This is a genomic window from Stenotrophomonas sp. BIGb0135 (assembly GCF_024810105.1).
Classification (GTDB): domain Bacteria; phylum Pseudomonadota; class Gammaproteobacteria; order Xanthomonadales; family Xanthomonadaceae; genus Stenotrophomonas; species Stenotrophomonas maltophilia_AB.
Window position 1 is genome coordinate 172,122 of record NZ_JANUDX010000002.1, and the last position, 17,035, is coordinate 189,156.

At 69.9% G+C, this 17,035-nt stretch carries 18 protein-coding genes; 7 read left to right on the top strand and 11 right to left on the bottom strand.

What is annotated here, in order from left to right; translation table 11 throughout:
* Positions 1-25 precede the first annotated feature (25 nt).
* A complete protein-coding gene (locus tag M2421_RS05190) occupies positions 26-340 on the bottom strand; it encodes a metalloregulator ArsR/SmtB family transcription factor (RefSeq protein ID WP_259203811.1) in 315 nt (104 codons plus the stop codon).
* 145 nt (positions 341-485) lie between these two features.
* Between M2421_RS05190 and M2421_RS05195 the strand changes: the two genes are divergently transcribed.
* The 6 genes from M2421_RS05195 to M2421_RS05220 all read left to right on the top strand — a co-directional run bounded on the left by M2421_RS05195 (position 486) and on the right by M2421_RS05220 (position 5,254).
* Positions 486-926, top strand: a complete 441-nt coding sequence (locus tag M2421_RS05195; protein ID WP_259203813.1) for a hypothetical protein — start codon at positions 486-488, stop codon at positions 924-926.
* Positions 927-1,076: 150 nt separating this feature from the next.
* The gene (locus M2421_RS05200) at positions 1,077-1,511 is read left to right on the top strand and encodes a pyridoxamine 5'-phosphate oxidase family protein (RefSeq protein WP_259203815.1); all 435 of its coding nucleotides are present in this window, start codon (positions 1,077-1,079) and stop codon (positions 1,509-1,511) included.
* An 11-nt stretch (positions 1,512-1,522) separates the two neighbouring features.
* The gene (locus M2421_RS05205; protein WP_259203816.1) at positions 1,523-2,263 is read left to right on the top strand and encodes a DUF72 domain-containing protein; all 741 of its coding nucleotides are present in this window, start codon (positions 1,523-1,525) and stop codon (positions 2,261-2,263) included.
* On the top strand, positions 2,256-2,984 hold the full coding sequence (locus M2421_RS05210; protein ID WP_259203817.1) for a DNA-formamidopyrimidine glycosylase family protein: 729 nt from the start codon (positions 2,256-2,258) through the stop codon (positions 2,982-2,984). The genes M2421_RS05205 and M2421_RS05210 overlap by 8 nt, the downstream gene beginning before the upstream one ends.
* 170 nt (positions 2,985-3,154) lie before the next feature.
* A complete protein-coding gene (locus M2421_RS05215) occupies positions 3,155-3,829 on the top strand; it encodes a protein N-lysine methyltransferase family protein (RefSeq protein WP_259203818.1) in 675 nt (224 codons plus the stop codon).
* 153 nt (positions 3,830-3,982) lie between these two features.
* Positions 3,983-5,254, top strand: coding sequence for an MFS transporter (locus M2421_RS05220; RefSeq protein WP_259203819.1), 1,272 nt, complete (start codon positions 3,983-3,985; stop codon positions 5,252-5,254).
* Between the two features lie 47 nt (positions 5,255-5,301).
* Here the strand turns inward: M2421_RS05220 and M2421_RS05225 are convergent, their stop codons facing one another.
* From M2421_RS05225 to mdcA, 9 genes are all read right to left on the bottom strand, one after another.
* Positions 5,302-6,021, bottom strand: coding sequence for a GntR family transcriptional regulator (locus tag M2421_RS05225; protein ID WP_259203820.1), 720 nt, complete (start codon positions 6,019-6,021; stop codon positions 5,302-5,304).
* Between the two features lie 69 nt (positions 6,022-6,090).
* Positions 6,091-7,458: an SLC13 family permease gene (locus tag M2421_RS05230; RefSeq protein WP_259203821.1), complete on the bottom strand. Its 1,368-nt coding sequence runs from the start codon at positions 7,456-7,458 to the stop codon at positions 6,091-6,093.
* 87 nt (positions 7,459-7,545) lie between these two features.
* The gene (gene mdcH / locus M2421_RS05235; RefSeq protein WP_259203822.1) at positions 7,546-8,466 is read right to left on the bottom strand and encodes a malonate decarboxylase subunit epsilon; all 921 of its coding nucleotides are present in this window, start codon (positions 8,464-8,466) and stop codon (positions 7,546-7,548) included.
* Positions 8,463-9,314: a triphosphoribosyl-dephospho-CoA synthase MdcB gene (mdcB, locus tag M2421_RS05240; RefSeq protein ID WP_259204894.1), complete on the bottom strand. Its 852-nt coding sequence runs from the start codon at positions 9,312-9,314 to the stop codon at positions 8,463-8,465. The genes mdcH and mdcB overlap by 4 nt, the downstream gene beginning before the upstream one ends.
* A 2-nt stretch (positions 9,315-9,316) precedes the next feature.
* Positions 9,317-9,967: a malonate decarboxylase holo-[acyl-carrier-protein] synthase gene (gene mdcG / locus M2421_RS05245; protein WP_259203823.1), complete on the bottom strand. Its 651-nt coding sequence runs from the start codon at positions 9,965-9,967 to the stop codon at positions 9,317-9,319.
* Positions 9,960-10,688, bottom strand: a complete 729-nt coding sequence (gene mdcE, locus M2421_RS05250; protein WP_259203824.1) for a biotin-independent malonate decarboxylase subunit gamma — start codon at positions 10,686-10,688, stop codon at positions 9,960-9,962. Before mdcE ends, mdcG begins: the two co-directional genes overlap by 8 nt.
* On the bottom strand, positions 10,685-11,593 hold the full coding sequence (locus M2421_RS05255; protein WP_259203826.1) for a biotin-independent malonate decarboxylase subunit beta: 909 nt from the start codon (positions 11,591-11,593) through the stop codon (positions 10,685-10,687). The genes mdcE and M2421_RS05255 overlap by 4 nt, the downstream gene beginning before the upstream one ends.
* Positions 11,590-11,910, bottom strand: a complete 321-nt coding sequence (mdcC, locus tag M2421_RS05260; protein ID WP_259203828.1) for a malonate decarboxylase acyl carrier protein — start codon at positions 11,908-11,910, stop codon at positions 11,590-11,592. Before mdcC ends, M2421_RS05255 begins: the two co-directional genes overlap by 4 nt.
* A gap of 10 nt (positions 11,911-11,920) precedes the next feature.
* Positions 11,921-13,564, bottom strand: coding sequence for a malonate decarboxylase subunit alpha (gene mdcA / locus M2421_RS05265; protein ID WP_259203829.1), 1,644 nt, complete (start codon positions 13,562-13,564; stop codon positions 11,921-11,923).
* Between the two features lie 209 nt (positions 13,565-13,773).
* Between mdcA and M2421_RS05270 the strand changes: the two genes are divergently transcribed.
* The gene (locus M2421_RS05270) at positions 13,774-14,265 is read left to right on the top strand and encodes a hypothetical protein (protein ID WP_259203831.1); all 492 of its coding nucleotides are present in this window, start codon (positions 13,774-13,776) and stop codon (positions 14,263-14,265) included.
* A 150-nt stretch (positions 14,266-14,415) separates the two neighbouring features.
* Here M2421_RS05270 and M2421_RS05275 read toward each other — a convergent pair whose 3' ends face one another.
* Entirely contained in the window at positions 14,416-16,617 is a 2,202-nt protein-coding gene (locus tag M2421_RS05275) for a TonB-dependent siderophore receptor (protein ID WP_259203832.1), read from the bottom strand.
* Positions 16,618-17,035: the final 418 nt, after the last annotated feature.

A 17,035-nucleotide genomic window follows, 5' to 3' on the forward strand; every position in this document is an offset into this window, starting at 1 on the left:
GCTCCTTGTCGTGGGACGATGCGGTTCAGGTCGCCGGCTTGCGCCGCGCCCGGGCGCGGCTTTCGCGCTGCAGCGGGCCACCGACCGGACAGACCTCGGCCGCCCACGCGAACAGCGTGTTGGCCAGTGTGTCCGGCACCTGGCGGAAGTACACGAACTGGCCCCGCTTCTCGCGCTCGATCAGCCCGGCATCCTCGAGGATGCGCAGGTGGCTGGACAGCGCCGGCTTGCTGAAATCGAAGCGCTCGCCCAGCTCGCCCGCGCTGAGTTCGCCGCCGTTGAGGTAGGCCAGGATCTGCCGGCGGGCGGTGGAGGCGAGGGCGTCGAAGATGCGGTCCATGGGTGGTAGTTAACTAATTCGTTAACTGATAGTTACCCCGTGGCGTCGCGGTGTCAAGTCGCATACGACGTCTCGACGAGCTGCGCAGTATGCGAGTGGGACCGGTTCGGCGCATACTCGGCACGGACCAACCACGGAACGGTTTATGCGCACGCTGCCCTTGTCATGCGCCGTAGTCCTCGGCACGGCGCTGTGCGCCGGGTGCACGGGGGACGTCATGCATGCCGCCTACCCTGACAGGGCCGCCGCGATCCGCGACGATGCGGTAGGACGTGGCTGGGTTCCAGCGTGGGTTCCTGCCAGCGCCACCGATCTGCGCGAAGTGCATGATCTGGACAACAACCAAAGTGCATTGAGCTTTGCGACGGGCAGCGAGCGCTGGCTTCCGCCTGGAGACTGTCGCTCGGTGGCGGCGGATCTCGTGATCCCGAGTGCCCTCCAACTGCACCCTTGGCCGTCGCTGGAGGTCGTGCTTGCCCACTATGACGTGCGCCGCTGCGACGAGCCGGAGTCAGCGACCGAGAGCTTCCTTGCCATACCGCGCGACCGTGGGAGATCACTGTTCTGGCGGGTGCATCGCCGTTGAGGATGGCGCCGTGGCCGGCGTCCCACGGGGGGGATGAGCAGGCCCGGCGACCTCGCGACCCGCAGGCGTGAAGGGCACGACAGCATCCCTGCACGGCGCGGTCACCGTCGCGCGCCGACGCTGGCGGCCTGTTCCCTGCCTGGATGCGCCATGACCACCCTGACCCTGCACGACCTGGCCAAGAAGATGGCCCACATCGACTTCACCATGCTGCAGACCCACGCCGCCAGCGGCGATATCGCGGCACGCCCGATGAGCAACAACGGCGACGTGGACTACGACGGCGACAGCTGGTTCTTCACTACCGAAGACACCGACATGGTCCGCGAGATCCAGCAGGATCCGAAGGTCGCGCTGAGCTTCACCGGCAGCAAGTCCTTGCTCGGCAAGCCGCCGCTGTTCGTGGCGGTGCAGGGCAGGGCCACGCTGATCCGCGACAAGGCGATCATGCAGCAGCACTGGGTGAAGGACCTGGAGCGCTGGTTCGAACAGGGCGTGGACAGCCCCGGGCTAGTGCTGATCCACGTGGCCGCCGTGCGCATCCACTATTGGGATGGCGAGGACCAGGGCGAGATCCTGCGCTGAGGAAGCCGGGCATGGCCGCTCCCGTCACGCCGAAGGTCGGCTGTGCCGGCTGGTCGATTCCCAGCCGCTACGCCGCGCTGTTCGGTCCCGGCGACAGCGCGCTGGCGCGCTACGCCACGCGCCTGGATGTGGTGGAGATCAACTCGTCCTTCTATCGGCCGCACCAGCGCAGCACCTACGCGCGCTGGGCGGCCGCGGTCCCGCCCGGCTTCCGTTTCTCGGTGAAGCTGCCGCGCACGCTGTCGCATGATTCCGGGCTGGTCGGTGTGGGTCCATTGCTGGACCGCTTCCTGGACGAGGTGGATGGACTGGGCGCGAAACTGGGCGGCCTGCTGCTGCAGTTGCCGCCCTCGCTGGCCCTGGATACGCGCCGGGCCGGCGGATTCTTCCGCGGGCTGCGCCGGCGCAGCGCGGTGGCGCTGGTCTGCGAGCCGCGCCATCCCAGCTGGTTCGAGGCACGGGCCGATGCCCTGCTTGAAGAGCATGGGGTGTCCCGTGCTGCGGTCGACCCGCCGCGCGTGGCCGCTGCCGCTGTCCCGGGCGGCGCGTCGTCGTGGCGCTACTGGCGCTGGCACGGCGCCCCGCGCATGTATTACAGCGACTACCCGGACCCCGCGCTGGCCGACCTTGCCCGGCAGGTCCACGCGCACCGCGTCGGCCGGGACGCGCCGTGGGTGATCTTCGACAACACTGCGCATGGCTTCGCCATTGCCAATGCCCTGCGCCTGAAGGAGATCGCCGCGCATGCCTGAAGGTCCTTCCATCGTCATCCTGCGCGAGGCGGCGGCCAAGTTCCGCGGCAAGACCGTGCGTCGCGCGCTCGGCAACAGCAGCCTGGACCTCACCCGCATGGAGGGGCGGCGGGTGCTGGCGCTGCGCAGCTGGGGCAAGCACTTCCTGGTCCAGTTCAGCGGCTTCAGCCTGCGCGTGCACATGCTGATGTTCGGCAGCTACCGCATCGATGAACGCAAACCGTCGCCGCCGCGGGTGTCGCTGCAGTTCGACAACGGCGAGCTGAACATCTACGCCTCCTCGCTGAAATACATCGAAGGGCCGCTCGAGGACACTTACGACTGGCGCGGCGACGTGATGGACGACGCCTGGGACCCGCGCCTGGCCCGGCGCCGGCTGAAGCTGCAGCCGGACACGCTGGTCTGCGATGCGCTGCTGGACCAGGACCTGTTCGCCGGGGTGGGCAACATCATCAAGAACGAGGTGCTGTTCCGGACCCGCGTGCACCCGGAGTCGACGATCGGCGACCTGCCGCCGCGCGTGCTGGGCAAGGTCATCGCCGATGCACGCGCCTACAGTTTCAACTTCCTGGCGTGGAAGAAGGCCGGGGTATTGCGCAAGCACTGGCAGGTACACACCCAGCGCACCTGCCCGCAGTGTGGCGGCCCACTGTCCAAGACCTACCCGGGCAAGAGCCGCCGGCGCACGTTCTTCTGCCCCAACTGCCAGGTCCGGTACTGACCGCTCCTGCCTGGCGGTGAGCGTGCGCCGCCGGCGCTGCGGTAGGATGGGGCCGTCCCACGCCGTTACGCGCGTCCTGCGCGGTCTGTTGCCGACCGCCCGCTTCGCTCCACTTTCCGAGTCGCGCTTCCCGTCGGGAGGGCGCACTCCCCGTGTCCCACGGAGCGCACATGCCGGGCTATAGCACCCGCATCCTCACCATCCCGGTTGCCGGCCGCGACTATCGCATTCGCGCGTTGAGCGACCTGCAGCAGTTCGCCGACCCGACCGGCCGCGCCCAGCGCGCCGGCATCCATTCGTCGTTGTGGAGCCTGTTCGGCCAGGTCTGGCCTGCGGGCCGCGTACTGGCCGAGACCATGAGCAGTGTCGACGTGGCCGGCAAGCGCATCCTGGAGCTGGGCTGCGGCCTGGGTCTGGCCAGCCTGGTATTGGCCAAGCGCGGCGCCGACGTGGTGGCCAGCGACCACCACCCGCTGGCCGAATCGTTCCTGGCCTACAACGCCGGCCTCAACGACCTGCCGGCGATCCACTACCGCGATCTGCCATGGGAGTTGCCGGATACGACACTGGGCCGGTTCGACCTGATCATCGGCAGCGACGTGCTCTACGAGCGCGGCCACGCCCTGCAGATCGCCAGCATGATGGAGCGCCATGCACGGCCCCGCGCCGAGCTGCTGCTGACCGATCCGGGGCGCGGCAATGTTGGCGCGTTCTCACGCGCCATGGCGGCGCAGGGGTATGCGGTGGACGAAGCCTACGGTCTGTTCGATGACGAGGGCGATGCCCCCGGGCGCGGCCGGCTGCTGCGCTACACCCGCGAGGCGCTGCCGGCCCTGGCCGGGTAACCCCGCGCAGCGGCGATGTGGTGGCGGCGTGAGTCCGACGGCGCGGCGGGTGAAGTAGGCTCGGCGCATCCTGCCGCCGATGTCCTTGCCGATGCGTGTTCTTCGTCCCACCTGTCTCCCGCGCGTTGCTGCCGCCCTGCCGGTGGGCGGCGCATGAGCGTGTCCACGCCGCTCGATGCGTCACGCCGCACGCGTTCGATGATCGTCGCCGGCCTCTCCACCGTGGTGGAGTGGTACGACTTCACCCTGTATCTGTACCTGGCCACGGTGCTGTCGCGGGTGTTCTTCGGCGGCGGCGAAAACGCCTTGTTGGCAACGCTGGCCGGCTTTGCCGTCTCCTACCTGATGCGCCCGCTGGGCGCGTTGTGCTTCGGCCATCTCGGCGACCGCTTCGGGAGGCGCTACATGCTGCTGGCCTCGATGTTGCTGATGACCGTGGCGATGCTGGCCACCGCGCTGCTGCCCACCTTCGACCGCATCGGCGCCAGTGCGGGCGTGCTGTTGCTGTTGCTGCGCTGCCTGATGGCGTTTTCGGTGGGCGGTGAGTACACCGGGGTGGTGGCCTACCTGCTGGAGACCGCACCCCCGCGCCGGCGTGGCCTGATCACGTCGCTGGCCTCGGCGGCCAGTGAAGTGGGCGCGCTGCTGGCGGTCGCGTTGTCGGCGCTGACGGTGGCGGTGCTGAGCACCGCGCAACTGGATGGCTGGGGCTGGCGGATTCCGTTCTTCGTCGGCGCGGCACTGGCCGCTGCGATCCTGCTGGCACGCTCCACCATGCACGAGTCGCCCGAGTTCGAGCGCCAGCAGGCCGCGGGCACCGTGCCGGTCGCGCCGATCCGCGACACGTGGCGCTTCCATCGAGGTGCGGTGGCGCGCACGTTCGCGATTTCCGCGTTGGGGTCGATCACCTATTACGTCGGCATCACCTACGTGCCCGCGTTCCTGGGCTCGGTGGGCGAGGTGGGCGAATCCGAGGCGCTGTGGCTGTCCACGCTGGCGGCGGTGGCCGTGATCGTGGTGACGCCGCTGGCCGGGGCGTTGTCCGACCGGCTCGGGCGACGCCCGTTGCTGATCGTGTTGGCCATGCTCTGCGCCTTGCTGCCGCTGGGCATGTTCACCCTGATGGCCGGCGGCAATACGCTGCTGATCGGGGTCGGCGCGGTAGTGCTGGCCTGCCTGGCCGGCGGCGTGAGCGCGGTGGCGGCACCGGCGACGGCCGAGCAGTTCCCCGGCGAAGGCCGGCTCAGTGGTCTCGCGCTTGGCGTGACCATGGCCACCGCCTTTTTCGGCGGTGCCACGCCGTTGCTGGCCGAACTGCTGGTGCGGCATACCGGCTGGGCCTCGGCACCGGGCGCGATGATCGCTGCCGTTGCCGTGGTGGTCCTGCCGGTCATGTGGACCCTGCGCGAGACCCGCCCGCGGTAGTGCCGGCGGTTGGCCGGCGTCAGGCGCGCGCGGTCAGCGCCGCGCGCTCAGCTGCCGCCCTCGGTCGGCAGCGGCGCGGGCACGTTCAACAGACCGCCCGCGGTCACGTACGCGGCCAGGGCCTGGCCCTGGCTGAGCAGATGCCGTTCCATGGTGCGCTCGGCCGCGACCGGATCGCGCCGGCGGAAACAGTCCATCAGCTCGCGGTGCTCGGCCAGTGACTGCGCGGTGCGGCCCGGCGCCAGCAGCTGGCGGCCACGATGCATCTTCAGGATGCGGTGCAGGTCGTGGGTGATGCGGATCAACCACGGGTTGCCGGCGTAATGCTGCACGGTTTCGTGGATGAGGTAGTTGTTGCGGTAGTACTCGGCGATGTTGCCCGCCGTGGCCGCAGCCTCCATCGCCGCGTGCAGGTCCTCGAGCAGCTGCACCCCGGCGTCGTCGATATGCCGCACCGCCTCGTGCGCGCAACGGCCCTCCAGCATCGCCATCACCGGGAACAGCTGGTTCAGGTCTTCCAGGGTGAGCCGGGTCACCCGGCAGCCACGCCCGGCGTCGATCTGCACCAGGCCTTCGGCGGCCAGCAGCTTCAACGCTTCGCGCAACGGCGTGCGGCTGATGGCCAATGCTTCGCACAGCGCGGGTTCGTCGATCCACTCGCCCGGCGGCAGGCGGTAATCGTAGATCCGCTCGCGCACGTGCTCGGCCACCTCTTCATACAGAGGGGCGCGCTTCTTGGTGGATCGCGGGGCAGGAGCAAGGGCCATGCCCAATTGTAATCCCTCCATCCAGCGGGGGCGGGGCCGAGCATTGCCCGGCCCCGCCGATACCAGGCGTTACATCCAGCCCGGCACCACGAAGACCAGCCACGCCAGCAGCGGTCCAAAGGCCACGACCAGCCCGCTGTAGACCAGGAACTGGCGGAACAGCGACTCGCGCTCTTCCTTGGCTGCCGAGGCCACCACCAGCGCGCCGTTGGTCGAGAACGGGCTGACGTCCACGATCGTGGAAGACACTGCCAGTGCGCAGATCACCCCGGCCGCGCCCAGGTGGCCCTGCATCAGGAACGGCACCGCCAGCGGGATCGTGGCGCCGAGCACTGCCGCCGACGACGCGAAGGCGGACACGATGCCGCCGACGTAACAGACCAGCAGCGCGCCCAGCAGCGGAATGCCGATCTCCGATACGCCATTGCCGATGAAGTCCACCGCACCGGCTTTCTCCAGCACGCCCACGTAGGTGACCACGCCGCAGATCAGCAGCACCGTGGACCAGCTGATCCCGTCCACTGCGCCCTTCTGGCTTTTCGGCGACAACAGCGCCAATGCCACCGCCACCGTGATCGAGACCAGGCCGACGTTGAGGTTGTAGATCAAGGCGGCGATGCCCAGCCCGAGCAGGCCGACCAGGGTGAACAGCCGCTCGCGGGTGATGCCCACCGCCTCCAGTGCGTCGGGATCGTTGGACAGCGTGCCACCGCCGGCGGCGACCAGTGCGCCGTGGCCCTCGATCGCGAACTGCCGCGACGAGGCCTGCGGCCCACCGGCCACTGCCAGCTCGGCGTTGCCCACGCCACCGGCCACCGCCACCGCCCCACGGCGCAGCAGCGCCACGCCGCCGAAGGCGAAGAAGCAGATCGTGGCCATCATCAGGTTGAAGCCCAGGCTGGTCAGGAATACCGCCATCTCGGTCACCTCCAGCCCGGCCTTCTGCACCACCCCGTTGGTGATGCTGCCGTACACGCTGATCGGCGAGAAGCCGCCGGCCTGGGCGCCATGGATGACCAGCAGGCCCATCAACAACGGGTTGATCCGGTACTGCTTGGCAAACCGCAGCGCCACCGGCCCGATGATCGCCACCGCTGCCGGGCCGAGCGCACCGAAGGCGGTGAGCACCGCGGTCACCACGAACATCACCCACGGAATGGCCACGATGCGGCCACGCACCGCACGGACCGCCCAGTGCACCAGCAGGTCGATGGTGCCGTTCTTCTGCGCGATGGCGAACAGGTAGGTGATGCCCACCAGGGTCAGGAACAGGTCGCCGGGGAAACCGGCCAACACCTCCTTGCCCTCCATGCTGACGAACACGCCACCGATGATGAACGCCAGCGCGAAGGCCACCGCGCCCATGTTGATCGGCAGTGCGGTGGCGACGATGAACATGATCACCAGACCGATGATCGTTGCGACTTGTGGACTCATGCGCCCTCCCAGACACTTGACTCGCGTACAGCACGGATGGAAGCCCGCCATCCCGGGGTACGACGTGCTACGGCACCACGACAGCACTCACGCCAGCCGGCCCAGGGCGGCATCGACCCACGCGGCCGCACCGTCCAGGCCCTGGAATTCTTCGACCGCACGCACCTCGCAGCACGGGTAGTCGCTGGCCACCATGCGCGCCAGCGCGGTACCCGGGCCGAGCTGCAGGAACACCCGCGCGCCGCGCTCGAACGCCTGGCGCATGACCTGCGACCACTCGATGGTCTGCGCCAACTGCGCGGCCAGGGTGTGCTCCACGCCCGCGCGGTCGCGCACGGCGCGTGCATCGATGCCGGCCAGCACGGTCGAGCGCGGGGCCTGCAGCGCGGCCTGCGCCAGCGCGCCGGCGAAGCCCTCGGCGGCGCGCGCCAGCAAGGGGGTATGCGCAGGCACGTGGACCGGCAGCGGGCGGATCTCGGCGCCACGCGAGTGGGCGGCCTGCGCCAGCGCCTGCAGGGCCGCGCGCGCGCCGCCCACGATGAAGTGGTCGGCGCCGTTGGCGATGGCGATATGCACGCCGTGCGCGCTGCACAGCGCCTGCAGCGGTGCACGCGCCAGCCCCAGCACGGCCTGCATGCCCGCGGCGGGCGGGCTGGCCGCATCCATCAGGCGGGCGCGCTGCCCGGCCAGGGCCAGGCAGGTGGCCGCATCCAGGCTGCCGGCGATGGACTGCGCGGCCAGTTCGCCGATGCTGTAGCCGGCCACCACGGTGGGCGGCGGCAACCGCTCGCGCAGCCCCTGCCAGTGCGCCAGGCTGGCTGCGCACAGCAGCGGCTGCGCCTGCACGTTGTCGAACCGATCATCCGCTGCTGCCGCGTCGCAAGCCGTACGCCCGAGGACGCGCGCTGCTGCGTCCAGGACGCCCTGGGCGGGCGCCAGCCCGCGCACCCGGTCGAACATCGCCGGATGCTGCGCGCCCTGGCCGGGGCAGAGCAGGGCCAGGCTCATGCGGCCTCCTGCTGCAGCAGGAACCAGCTGCAGGCGAGCAGGTCGGCGCTGCCACCGGGGCTCAGCCGGCGGGCGACGAAGCCATCGCCGATGGCCGCCAGGTGCACGCGCCACTGCGGTGCGAAGGCACCACCGGCGGCGATGAAGTCGCGCGCCTGCAGGCGTGCCCAGGCCAGGCCTGCAGCGCCGCCCCGGTGCAGCAGGTTGAGATCGTCCACGTGTGCCACCAGCCGCATCAGGGTGTGGCACAGCGCCGCCTCGCGCGGCAATCCCGCGGCCAGCGCGTGGCGCAGGGTGGGCACGCCCAGCTCGCGCAGGATCGGATAGCCGGCGATGGCCTGCTCGCGTACGCCGGCGACGCCATGGGCGACGCGCATGCGCTGGCCGGGGCTGTTGGCATCCAGCGGCGCGCTGGCCACTGCCGGGGCCCAGCGCTGCACGGCCAGGCACACCTGTTCGGCAGCGGGTGTGCGGCCCGTATCGCGGCGCAAGGCCGCGGCAGCCGCCACCAGCAGGCCCAGGCTGAAGATCGCGCCGCGATGGGTATTGATGCCACCGGTCGCGCGCAGCATCGCCGCCTCGGCGGCGATGCCGTGGCGCCGCAACTGCGCGAAGGGAGCGGCGGACGCGCCGGCACGGGCGGCGTCGCGGAAATAGTGGCGCAGCGCGAACAGGCTGCGCAGGAAGGTGCCCGCATCCATGTCGGCGTGGCTGCCGCTATCGAACGGGGTGACCAGGCCGGGCTTGGGCGCGCAGGCCAGCTCTGCGTGCAGGCTGGCGATGGCCAGCCGCCCCAGCCGTGCGCTGTCCACGTGCGCACGGGGATGCGGGTGGGCGAGGGCGGGCATGCTCATGCCGGAACGCCCGCCGCGTCAAACAGGGCCTCGCGCGGCGCCAGCGCTGCGCCATCGCTGCATTTGAGCAGCACCTGGCGCGTGGTGCCGGCGTACTCGCGCCAGTTCACGGCCGCGCCACTGGCCAGCAGCAGCTCGCCATCCACACGTCGGCCGAAACGCACTTCCCACGCGTGCAGGCGGGTGACCAGCCGGTTGGCCACATCCGGCGAATGCACGCGCCACAGCAGGTCGATGTCCGAGCCGGCGTGCACGTAGGCCAGGCCGGTCAGGGCCTGCCACGCGAATGCGCCGAACACGCGCGCCGGCGCGATGGCATCCAGCGCCTGCAGCGCAGGCGCCCATGCAGGTGGGTGGGCGAGGCCGGGCGCGGCGATCAGCTCGGCCAGCGTCGGCGGCGCCTGCTGGCGCGTGATGTCCAGCAGCGGCACGCGCAGCGCCAGCCGTTGCTTGCCCTCGCCGGGCGGCAACGGCACGCCCAGGCGCAGGCGCGGGTCGGGATCATCGGCGGCGCGCCGCGCCACCACGGCGGGCCAGCCGCGCGCGAACCATGCGGCCAGGCGCGCCTCCTGCGCGGGCAGGTCGGCTTGCCAGTCGGCCTGCGCCGCCAGCCAGACCAGCGTGTGGCGGGCGGGCTGCTCAGGCATCGCCGGCGGCCACCCGGGCGGCAACCGATGCGGCCAGGCCGCGGCCGCCGCGTTCGGCACCGCGCACGGCGCGCCGGTCGCCGTCGACCGGCGCGGCCAGTGACTGCAGCAGCGCCGCCGCGAGGTCGCCGTCCCACACCGATTGCACCGCGCCCATCGCGACGTAGTTCTCCACGCCGGGAGCGAACACCGGCGAGCTCTGGCTGAGTGCCTGCAGCTTCTCCAGCGGCTGCTTGGTCACCCGGGCCATCGCGCGCAGGTCCATGACCCGCACCTGGGCACTGGGCAGGGCGTGGATGTGGTCGGCCATCAGCCCGAAGGAGAGGAAGCCGCCGCTGACCGATTCGCCGTACACCAGCGTCACCAGTCGTGCGCCGCGGCGGCGGGCCAGGTCCAGGCTCTGGGCCAGGTGCGCGAAATAGCCGTTGATGCCCAGCAGTTCGTCGCGGCGCGCCAGCCGCTGGCCGGCGGTGTCCACCAGCATCACGATCGGGCGTTGCGGATCGGCCGCCGTGCTGGCCAATACCGTCTCGGCCAGGCGCAGGGCGTGGTCCACGCCGACCTCGATCTTGTCGGTGGTGCCGATGACGGTGACCTCGCCGGCGGCGATGCTGGCGGTGCCGGTCAACACCGCATCGTGCACGGCGATGGCATGGCCGGCGGGAAACAGGGCGTCCAACAGCGGCGCCAGCGCGGGTGACGAGGCAGGCTGCGCGGTCATGGCAGGCTCCGGTTGGCCGTGGCGGCAAGGAAGTCGTCGGTGTCCAGCAAGGGCAGGCGTTCCGGTGCGGCGATGCCCTGCAGCGCCCAGATCTCCAGGCCGTCGCGGCAGCCACCCCACGCCTGCGCACGCGCGCTCAGCGCGGCATGCCGCGCCTGCAGGGCGACCAGGGCGGCATCGGTGTCGCTGCTGGCGGTGTCCGGCTGCAGCGCGTCGAACGCCGCCTGCGCGAACGCGTCGATCGCATCGGGTACCAGCACCTGGGCCTGGTCGATCAGGTAGCGGTGCTTGCCACCGGTCACCCGCCACACCAGTGCGCGATCGCGCGAATCGAACTCCTCCACGCCGCGTACCGTTTCGATCACTTCCGGGCCGGACAGCGACAGGCGACCTTCCTCGGACATGATCACGCGCGTGCAGCAGCGGGCGACGATGCCCATGCCGCCGAATGCGCCGTTGCCGCTGCCGATCAACGCCAGCACCGGCACCCCGGCGGCGCGCGCGTCGAGCGTGGCGCGCATGATTTCGGAAATGGCGATCAGCCCGGCGTTGGCCTCATGCAGGCGCACGCCGCCGGTATCGAGCAACAACAGCACGCCGGCCGGTCGGGTCCGGGCGGCGCGCTGCAGCAGCCCGGTGAGCTTGGCGCCATGCACCTCGCCCACGCCGCCGCCCATGAACTGCCCCTGCTGCGCGGCGACCAGCACGCGCGTGCCGCGCAATCGGCCTTCGCCCACCACGATGCCGTCGTCGAACGCGGCCGGCTGGTCGAGCTGGGCCAGGTGCGGGCTGGTCACGCGCTGCGCCGGGCCCAGCAGTTCCTGGAAGGAACCCGGGTCCAGCAACCCGGCGATGCGCTCGCGCGCGTCGGCCTCGTAATAGCTGTGGCGGTGCACGATGCTCATGCGCCGCCTCCGCTGCCCAGCGACTGCACCGCCTGGTCCAGGCGCAGGCTGACCACCGCCGGGGTGGCGCCGGCGTCGTTGATCGACACGCGCACGTCGCGCAGCGGGTGGCGCTGCGCGAAATCGCCTATCACCGCTTGCCAGATGCTGCCGAACCCTTGCGCGGCGGTGATGATGCGCACCGCCATCGCGCCCTCCAGCGCGGCCGGCTCCAGCAGGATTTCCAGGTTGCCCGAGGCCAGCACGCCCACCAGCACGGCCCCGCTGGGGAAGTGCACATCGGTGCTGCCGTTGAAGCGATAGTCGAGGGTTTCCATGTGCCGTCCCTTACCAGTTGCGGAAGCGCTTGGGCGGGTCGTACAGCCCGCCCGACCAGCGCACCAGGTCTTTGACCGAACGCGCCGCCAGCAGGTCGCGGCTGGCATCGCGTACGTTGATGCCGAGGTCGGCGGGGCGTTTGATCACGCCGCGGTCGCGCAGGTTCTCGACCATGGCGCGGTCGCGGCCCAGGCCCACCGCGGTGTAGCCGGCCACGCCGCGGATCGCCTGTTCGCGCTCCTCCGGCGTGCGGCACAGCAGCAGGTTGGCGATGCCTTCCTCGGTGAGCACATGGCTGACGTCGTCGCCGTAGATCATGACCGGTGGCAGTGGCATGGCCGCGCGTTCGGCCAGTTCCCAGGCATCCAGGCGCTCGACGAATGCCGGCGCCATGTGTTCGCGGAAGGTCTCCACCATCTGCACCACCAGCTTGCGCCCGCGCGGCATCTCGCCCGCGCGCGCGGCCTGCTGGCCGGCCTTGAGCCAGGCATCGCTGGCATGGCGGCGGCCGCGCGCATCCGACCCCATGTTGGGCGCGCCGCCGAAGCCGGCGATGCGGTCGCGGGTGGCCGTGGAGCTGTTGCCCTGCAGGTCGATCTGCAGGGTGGAGCCGATGAACATGTCGCAGGCGTACAGCCCGGCGGTCTGCGAAAACGCGCGGTTGGAGCGCATCGAACCATCGGCGCCGGTGAAGAACACATCGCCGCGGGCAGCGATGTACTTCTCCATGCCCAGCTCCGAGCCGAACGAATGCACCGATTTGACGAAGCCCGACTCGATGGCCGGGATCAGCGCCGGGTGCGGATTGAGCGCCCAGTGCTGGCAGATCCTGCCCTTCAGCCCCAGCGATTCGGCATAGGTGGGCAGCAGCAGTTCGATCGCCGCGGTGTCGAAGCCGATGCCATGGTTGAGCCGGTTGACCCCGTATTCGGCGTAGATGCCCTTGATCGCCATCATCGCCATCAGCACCTGGATCTCGGAGATCTGTGCCGGGTCGCGGGTGAACAGTGGTTCGATATGGTTCGGGCGCGGCGCCTGCACCACGAAGTTGACCCAGTCGGCGGGGATGTCGACGCGGGGCAGGCTATCGACGATCTCGTTGACCTGCGCGATGACGATGCCGCCTCCGAAGGCGGTGGCTTCGACGATCACCGGGGTGTCTTCGGTATTCGGGCCGGTGTAGAGATTGCCGTGCCGGTCCGCCGCCTGCGCGGCCACCAGTGCCACCCGCGGGGTGAGGTCGATGAAGTAGCGGCCGAACAGTTCCAGGTAGGTATGGATGGCCCCGATCCGGATGCGGCCTTCGGCGACCAGGTTGGCCAGCCGTACCGACTGCGGCCCGGAGAAGGAGAAGTCCAGTGTCGAGGCGATGCCCCGCTCGAACACATCCAGGTGGGCGGGCAGCGACAGCACCGACTGCACCATGTGCAGGTCGTGCACGCGCGCCGGATCGAGGTCGGCCAGGGCCTGGGCGAGGAAGTCGGCCTGCTTCTGGTTGTTGCCCTCCAGGCAGACCTTGTCGCCCGGTTCGAGCAGGGCGTGCAGCAACCCGGCGATATCGCCGGCCGCCACCTCCCGGCCGCGGGCCCAGGGCGCTGCGCGGTCCAGCCGCGCCTGGCGGCCTCGCTCCAGTGTGTCCCAGCTCGGGTTCATCGACGGACTTCCGCATGACGTTGGGATAATTACGCCATAATTACGGCGGGGTGTGCAAGTCGCAGCGCAGCGAATCGGTCGGGTTCGCCCATTCAGCCAGATCGGCGCGTCCGCGCAGGGGGGAGGCGCGCCTCCATTCCCCGTGACGCTTCCCACCTGTACTGTCAGCAGACCGCGGGGCGGCCTCCCGCGTTGGGGAAGAACGTGCCATGGCGGTGGGGAAGCTGTTGGAAAACCTGGGGCGCTTCAGTCGAGGCCTGCGCGCGCTGGGATTCGGGTTGTTGTTGCTGGTGGCGCTGGGAGCGCTGGGGCACGAGGTCATCCAACGGGGCAGGCCATCCCCGGGCACCGCGGCACTGGCCGCAGTGCTGGCCCTGATAGTGTGGTGGGACGTCCGCAGCCTTCTTGCCCGCCGCGATGCACAGCGGCTGACGCACCGTATCGCCCACGCCCGGCAGACGCTCGCCTCGCTGGATGCGGACAGCCGCATCGCCCACCTGCGTCGCTTGAAGCGCAGGGCGATCATCGCCGGCGTTTCGCTGTTGGCCAGCGTCGGCACCCTGCTGGTCTGCGGGGACAACCAACGCGTGGTGGCGTGGGTCCTGCTGTGGGTGGCGCTGAGCGCCTGGTTTACGTTCGTCTGTTCCGCCGGGCTGCTGCTGGCACGACGCTGGTGCAACCAGGTCCAGCCGCCGCGTTGACGGTGCGCCGCCTGGGGGCGATGCGTACGTCCCCGACCGGTCGCTGCGCCGCGGACATCGCATGAGCCCGCGCCGGCGCCATCGCCTGGGGTACGTCCGGCACTGGCCCGTGCGTTCGCCGGACGGTGGCCGGCGAACGCACAGGGGGGCTTAGAACTTCCAGCGCAGGCTGGCCGCCACGAAGCGCGGCTCGCCGTAGTTGTTGTAGTCCAGGTTGGCCCAGTAGGTCTTGTCCAGCGCGTTGCGCACGCTCAACGTGGCGGTCCAGTTGTCGCTGATGCGGTAGTTGGCGTTGAACTGCACCAACGCGTACGCCGGCTGGTTCACCGTGACCGTGCCGCCCAGCGGGTAGGGGATGTTGTAGCCCTGCACCTTGCTTTGCCACTGCACGCCGCCGCCCACGCTCAGGCGCGCCAGCGCGCCGCGCAGCTGCACCTGGGTGTTGAGCTGCAGCAGGTCCTCGGCCGGGTTGGCGTACAGCAGGTCGGTGGCGGCGCGGGTCATCTTGACGTGGGTAAAGCCGGCGTTGACCGTCCAGCCCGGCAGGATCTCGCCGTTGATGTCCATTTCCCAGCCGCGCACCTTGGTGCCATTGACACCGATGTAGGCCGAGCTGCCGTCGCTGAGCGAGCCATCCGGCACGCTCATGTCGCGCACCGCGTAGTTGTCCTGCTTGGCCTCGAACACGGCGGCATTGGCGGTCAGGCGGCCGTCGAACCACTGGGTCTTGATCCCGGCTTCCAGGTTCGAGCCCTGCACCGGTGCCAGCAGGTTCTCGTTCCTGTCCTTGTAGTTCTGCGGATTGAAGATCTCGGTGTAGCTGGCGTAAGCCGACACGTTGGGGGTGATGTCGTACACCAGGCCCACGTAGGGCGTGACTTCATCGCTGACCTTGTAGGCACCGCTGGTGGCGGTGTAGCTGCCGGCGGCGTTGTAGGCACGGGTCAGGGTCTGCCAGCGGCTCAGGCGTGCACCGGCGATCAGCGACAGCGGATCGGCCAGGCGCAGGCGGGTGGCCAGGTAGACGCCACTCTGGGTGGTCTTGGCCACGCGACGCGCACCGGTACGGGTGTAGGTGACCTCGGAGATGTCGCCATCCCAGTTGTAGATGTTGGGAATGTAATAGCAGCGCTCGGTGCCGCAGCGCGCCCAGTCGGTGGGATAGTTCAGCGCCAGCGTGTTGGTGGTGCTTTCCAGGTCGGCCCACTGCGCGCCCACGGTCACATCGTGCTCGCGGCCGAACAGGTTGAAGGTGCCGGTGAGGTAGGCATCGACGTTGCGGCGGGTGTCTTCCGAATCGCCCGCGGCGGTGCGCAGGTAGATGCCCGAGCCGGTGGCCGGGTCCGGGTAGCCGGTGCCGTACAGGCGGATGTTCTGCACGTTGCCGCGGGTGTAGGCGGTGTTGATCTTCAGCAGCCAGTCGTCGCCGAAGCGCTGCTCGAGGTTGGCGAAGACGGTGCTGGTTTCGCGCTGCCAGTAGCTCCACTTGGGGGCCAGGTTGGTCGAGCGCGGCAGGTGCACGAAATTGCCCTGGCTGTCGAAGAACGGCACGGTGCCCCAGGTCGAGCCGACCGGGTTGTTGTCCTGGGTCTGGTAGCCGACGGTGACGGTGGTGCTGTCGGTGACGTCACCTTCGAGCACGGCCATGCCGGCCATCTTGTTTTCCTTGTAGCGGTCGTAATAGAAGTCGCGGTCGGTGTAGGCAGCGACCACGCGGCTGCGGTAGCGGCCGTCGGCGGTGAGCGGTGCGGTCACGTCCGCTTCCATGCGCTGGTAGTCCCAGCTGCCGGCACTCACCGAGAAGGACGCATCGAATTCCTTGCCCGGGCGCTTGCGCAGCAGGTTGACCGTGGCCGACGGCACGCCGGCGCCGCTGAGCAGGCCGTTGGCGCCGCGGATGACTTCGATGCGGTCGTAGAAGGCGGTGTCGTATTCCTGGTTGGTCGAGCCGCTGTAGGTGGGGATGCCGTCGACCTGGAAGTCGGTGATCGCAAAGCCGCGCGCGTAGTACAGCGGGCGCTGGGTATCGTAGAAGGACACGCTGACGCCGGTGACGGTGCGCATCACGTCGTTGATGCTGAACAGCGACTCGTCCTGCAGGCGCTGCAGGCTGATCGAGGTGGCCGACTGCGGGGTTTCCTGCAGGGTCATGGGCAGGCGGGTGGTGCTGGCCGGCGCGACGCGATCGCCGACGACGCTGACCTTGTCCAGGGTCTTGGCATCGGCATTGCCGCCGGCATCGGCAAGCGCGTCGGCCAGGGCCAGTGGGGAGGCCAGCGACAGCACGGAGAGCAGGGCCAGGCTCAGCGGGGCGCGGCGGAAGGTGCGGGGCGGAAGATCGCGGAAGGTCATGCGCAGGTCTCGAATCGGTCTCGGAGGGGGAAGCAGCAGGCAGCGGGCACGGCAGGCCGGGCACCGGAAGCGCCTGGCGTTTAGGTCCTTCTGAGGGAGGGGGTGGAACCCGACGCGGGGTCGGCACCGTAGCGGCCGTGGGTGGTGAGCAGGGCCCGGCGGCCGTCCATGGGTTCCGGCCAGGCCCGCACCGGCAGCGCAGGATGCGTAAATGTAAAGCGTTCTCATTCGCTTTACAATTCCTTAATGCGGCCTGGGAGGCCTGACGCGGGGCGGAACCGCGATGGTGCGATAGCCGGAGCCGGTGGGTCTCCGTTCGGCATTGCCGGGAGCGTGGGGCCCGTAGCGGCCGGTAAGCCCCTGGCCAGTGTCCCCCGGGCCTGGCGGCCTCCTCCTTGATTTGCCCAGGAGCCTACCG

Bases quoted from the DNA above. Each gene is read 5' to 3' on its own strand.
- mdcH (WP_259203822.1), bottom strand. From the start codon at position 8,466: ATGAGCCTGGCCCTGCTCTGCCCCGGCCAGGGCGCGCAGCATCCGGCG.
- mdcA (WP_259203829.1), bottom strand. From the start codon at position 13,564: ATGAACCCGAGCTGGGACACACTGGAGCGAGGCCGCCAGGCGCGGCTG.
- M2421_RS05220 (WP_259203819.1), top strand. From the start codon at position 3,983: ATGAGCGTGTCCACGCCGCTCGATGCGTCACGCCGCACGCGTTCGATG.
- mdcG (WP_259203823.1), bottom strand. From the start codon at position 9,967: ATGCCTGAGCAGCCCGCCCGCCACACGCTGGTCTGGCTGGCGGCGCAG.
- M2421_RS05275 (WP_259203832.1), bottom strand. From the start codon at position 16,617: ATGACCTTCCGCGATCTTCCGCCCCGCACCTTCCGCCGCGCCCCGCTG.
- M2421_RS05210 (WP_259203817.1), top strand. From the start codon at position 2,256: ATGCCTGAAGGTCCTTCCATCGTCATCCTGCGCGAGGCGGCGGCCAAG.
- mdcC (WP_259203828.1), bottom strand. From the start codon at position 11,910: ATGGAAACCCTCGACTATCGCTTCAACGGCAGCACCGATGTGCACTTC.
- M2421_RS05225 (WP_259203820.1), bottom strand. From the start codon at position 6,021: ATGGCCCTTGCTCCTGCCCCGCGATCCACCAAGAAGCGCGCCCCTCTG.
- M2421_RS05270 (WP_259203831.1), top strand. From the start codon at position 13,774: ATGGCGGTGGGGAAGCTGTTGGAAAACCTGGGGCGCTTCAGTCGAGGC.
- M2421_RS05230 (WP_259203821.1), bottom strand. From the start codon at position 7,458: ATGAGTCCACAAGTCGCAACGATCATCGGTCTGGTGATCATGTTCATC.
- mdcB (WP_259204894.1), bottom strand. From the start codon at position 9,314: ATGCCCGCCCTCGCCCACCCGCATCCCCGTGCGCACGTGGACAGCGCA.
- M2421_RS05200 (WP_259203815.1), top strand. From the start codon at position 1,077: ATGACCACCCTGACCCTGCACGACCTGGCCAAGAAGATGGCCCACATC.
- M2421_RS05205 (WP_259203816.1), top strand. From the start codon at position 1,523: ATGGCCGCTCCCGTCACGCCGAAGGTCGGCTGTGCCGGCTGGTCGATT.
- M2421_RS05255 (WP_259203826.1), bottom strand. From the start codon at position 11,593: ATGAGCATCGTGCACCGCCACAGCTATTACGAGGCCGACGCGCGCGAG.
- mdcE (WP_259203824.1), bottom strand. From the start codon at position 10,688: ATGACCGCGCAGCCTGCCTCGTCACCCGCGCTGGCGCCGCTGTTGGAC.
- M2421_RS05195 (WP_259203813.1), top strand. From the start codon at position 486: ATGCGCACGCTGCCCTTGTCATGCGCCGTAGTCCTCGGCACGGCGCTG.
- M2421_RS05190 (WP_259203811.1), bottom strand. From the start codon at position 340: ATGGACCGCATCTTCGACGCCCTCGCCTCCACCGCCCGCCGGCAGATC.
- M2421_RS05215 (WP_259203818.1), top strand. From the start codon at position 3,155: ATGCCGGGCTATAGCACCCGCATCCTCACCATCCCGGTTGCCGGCCGC.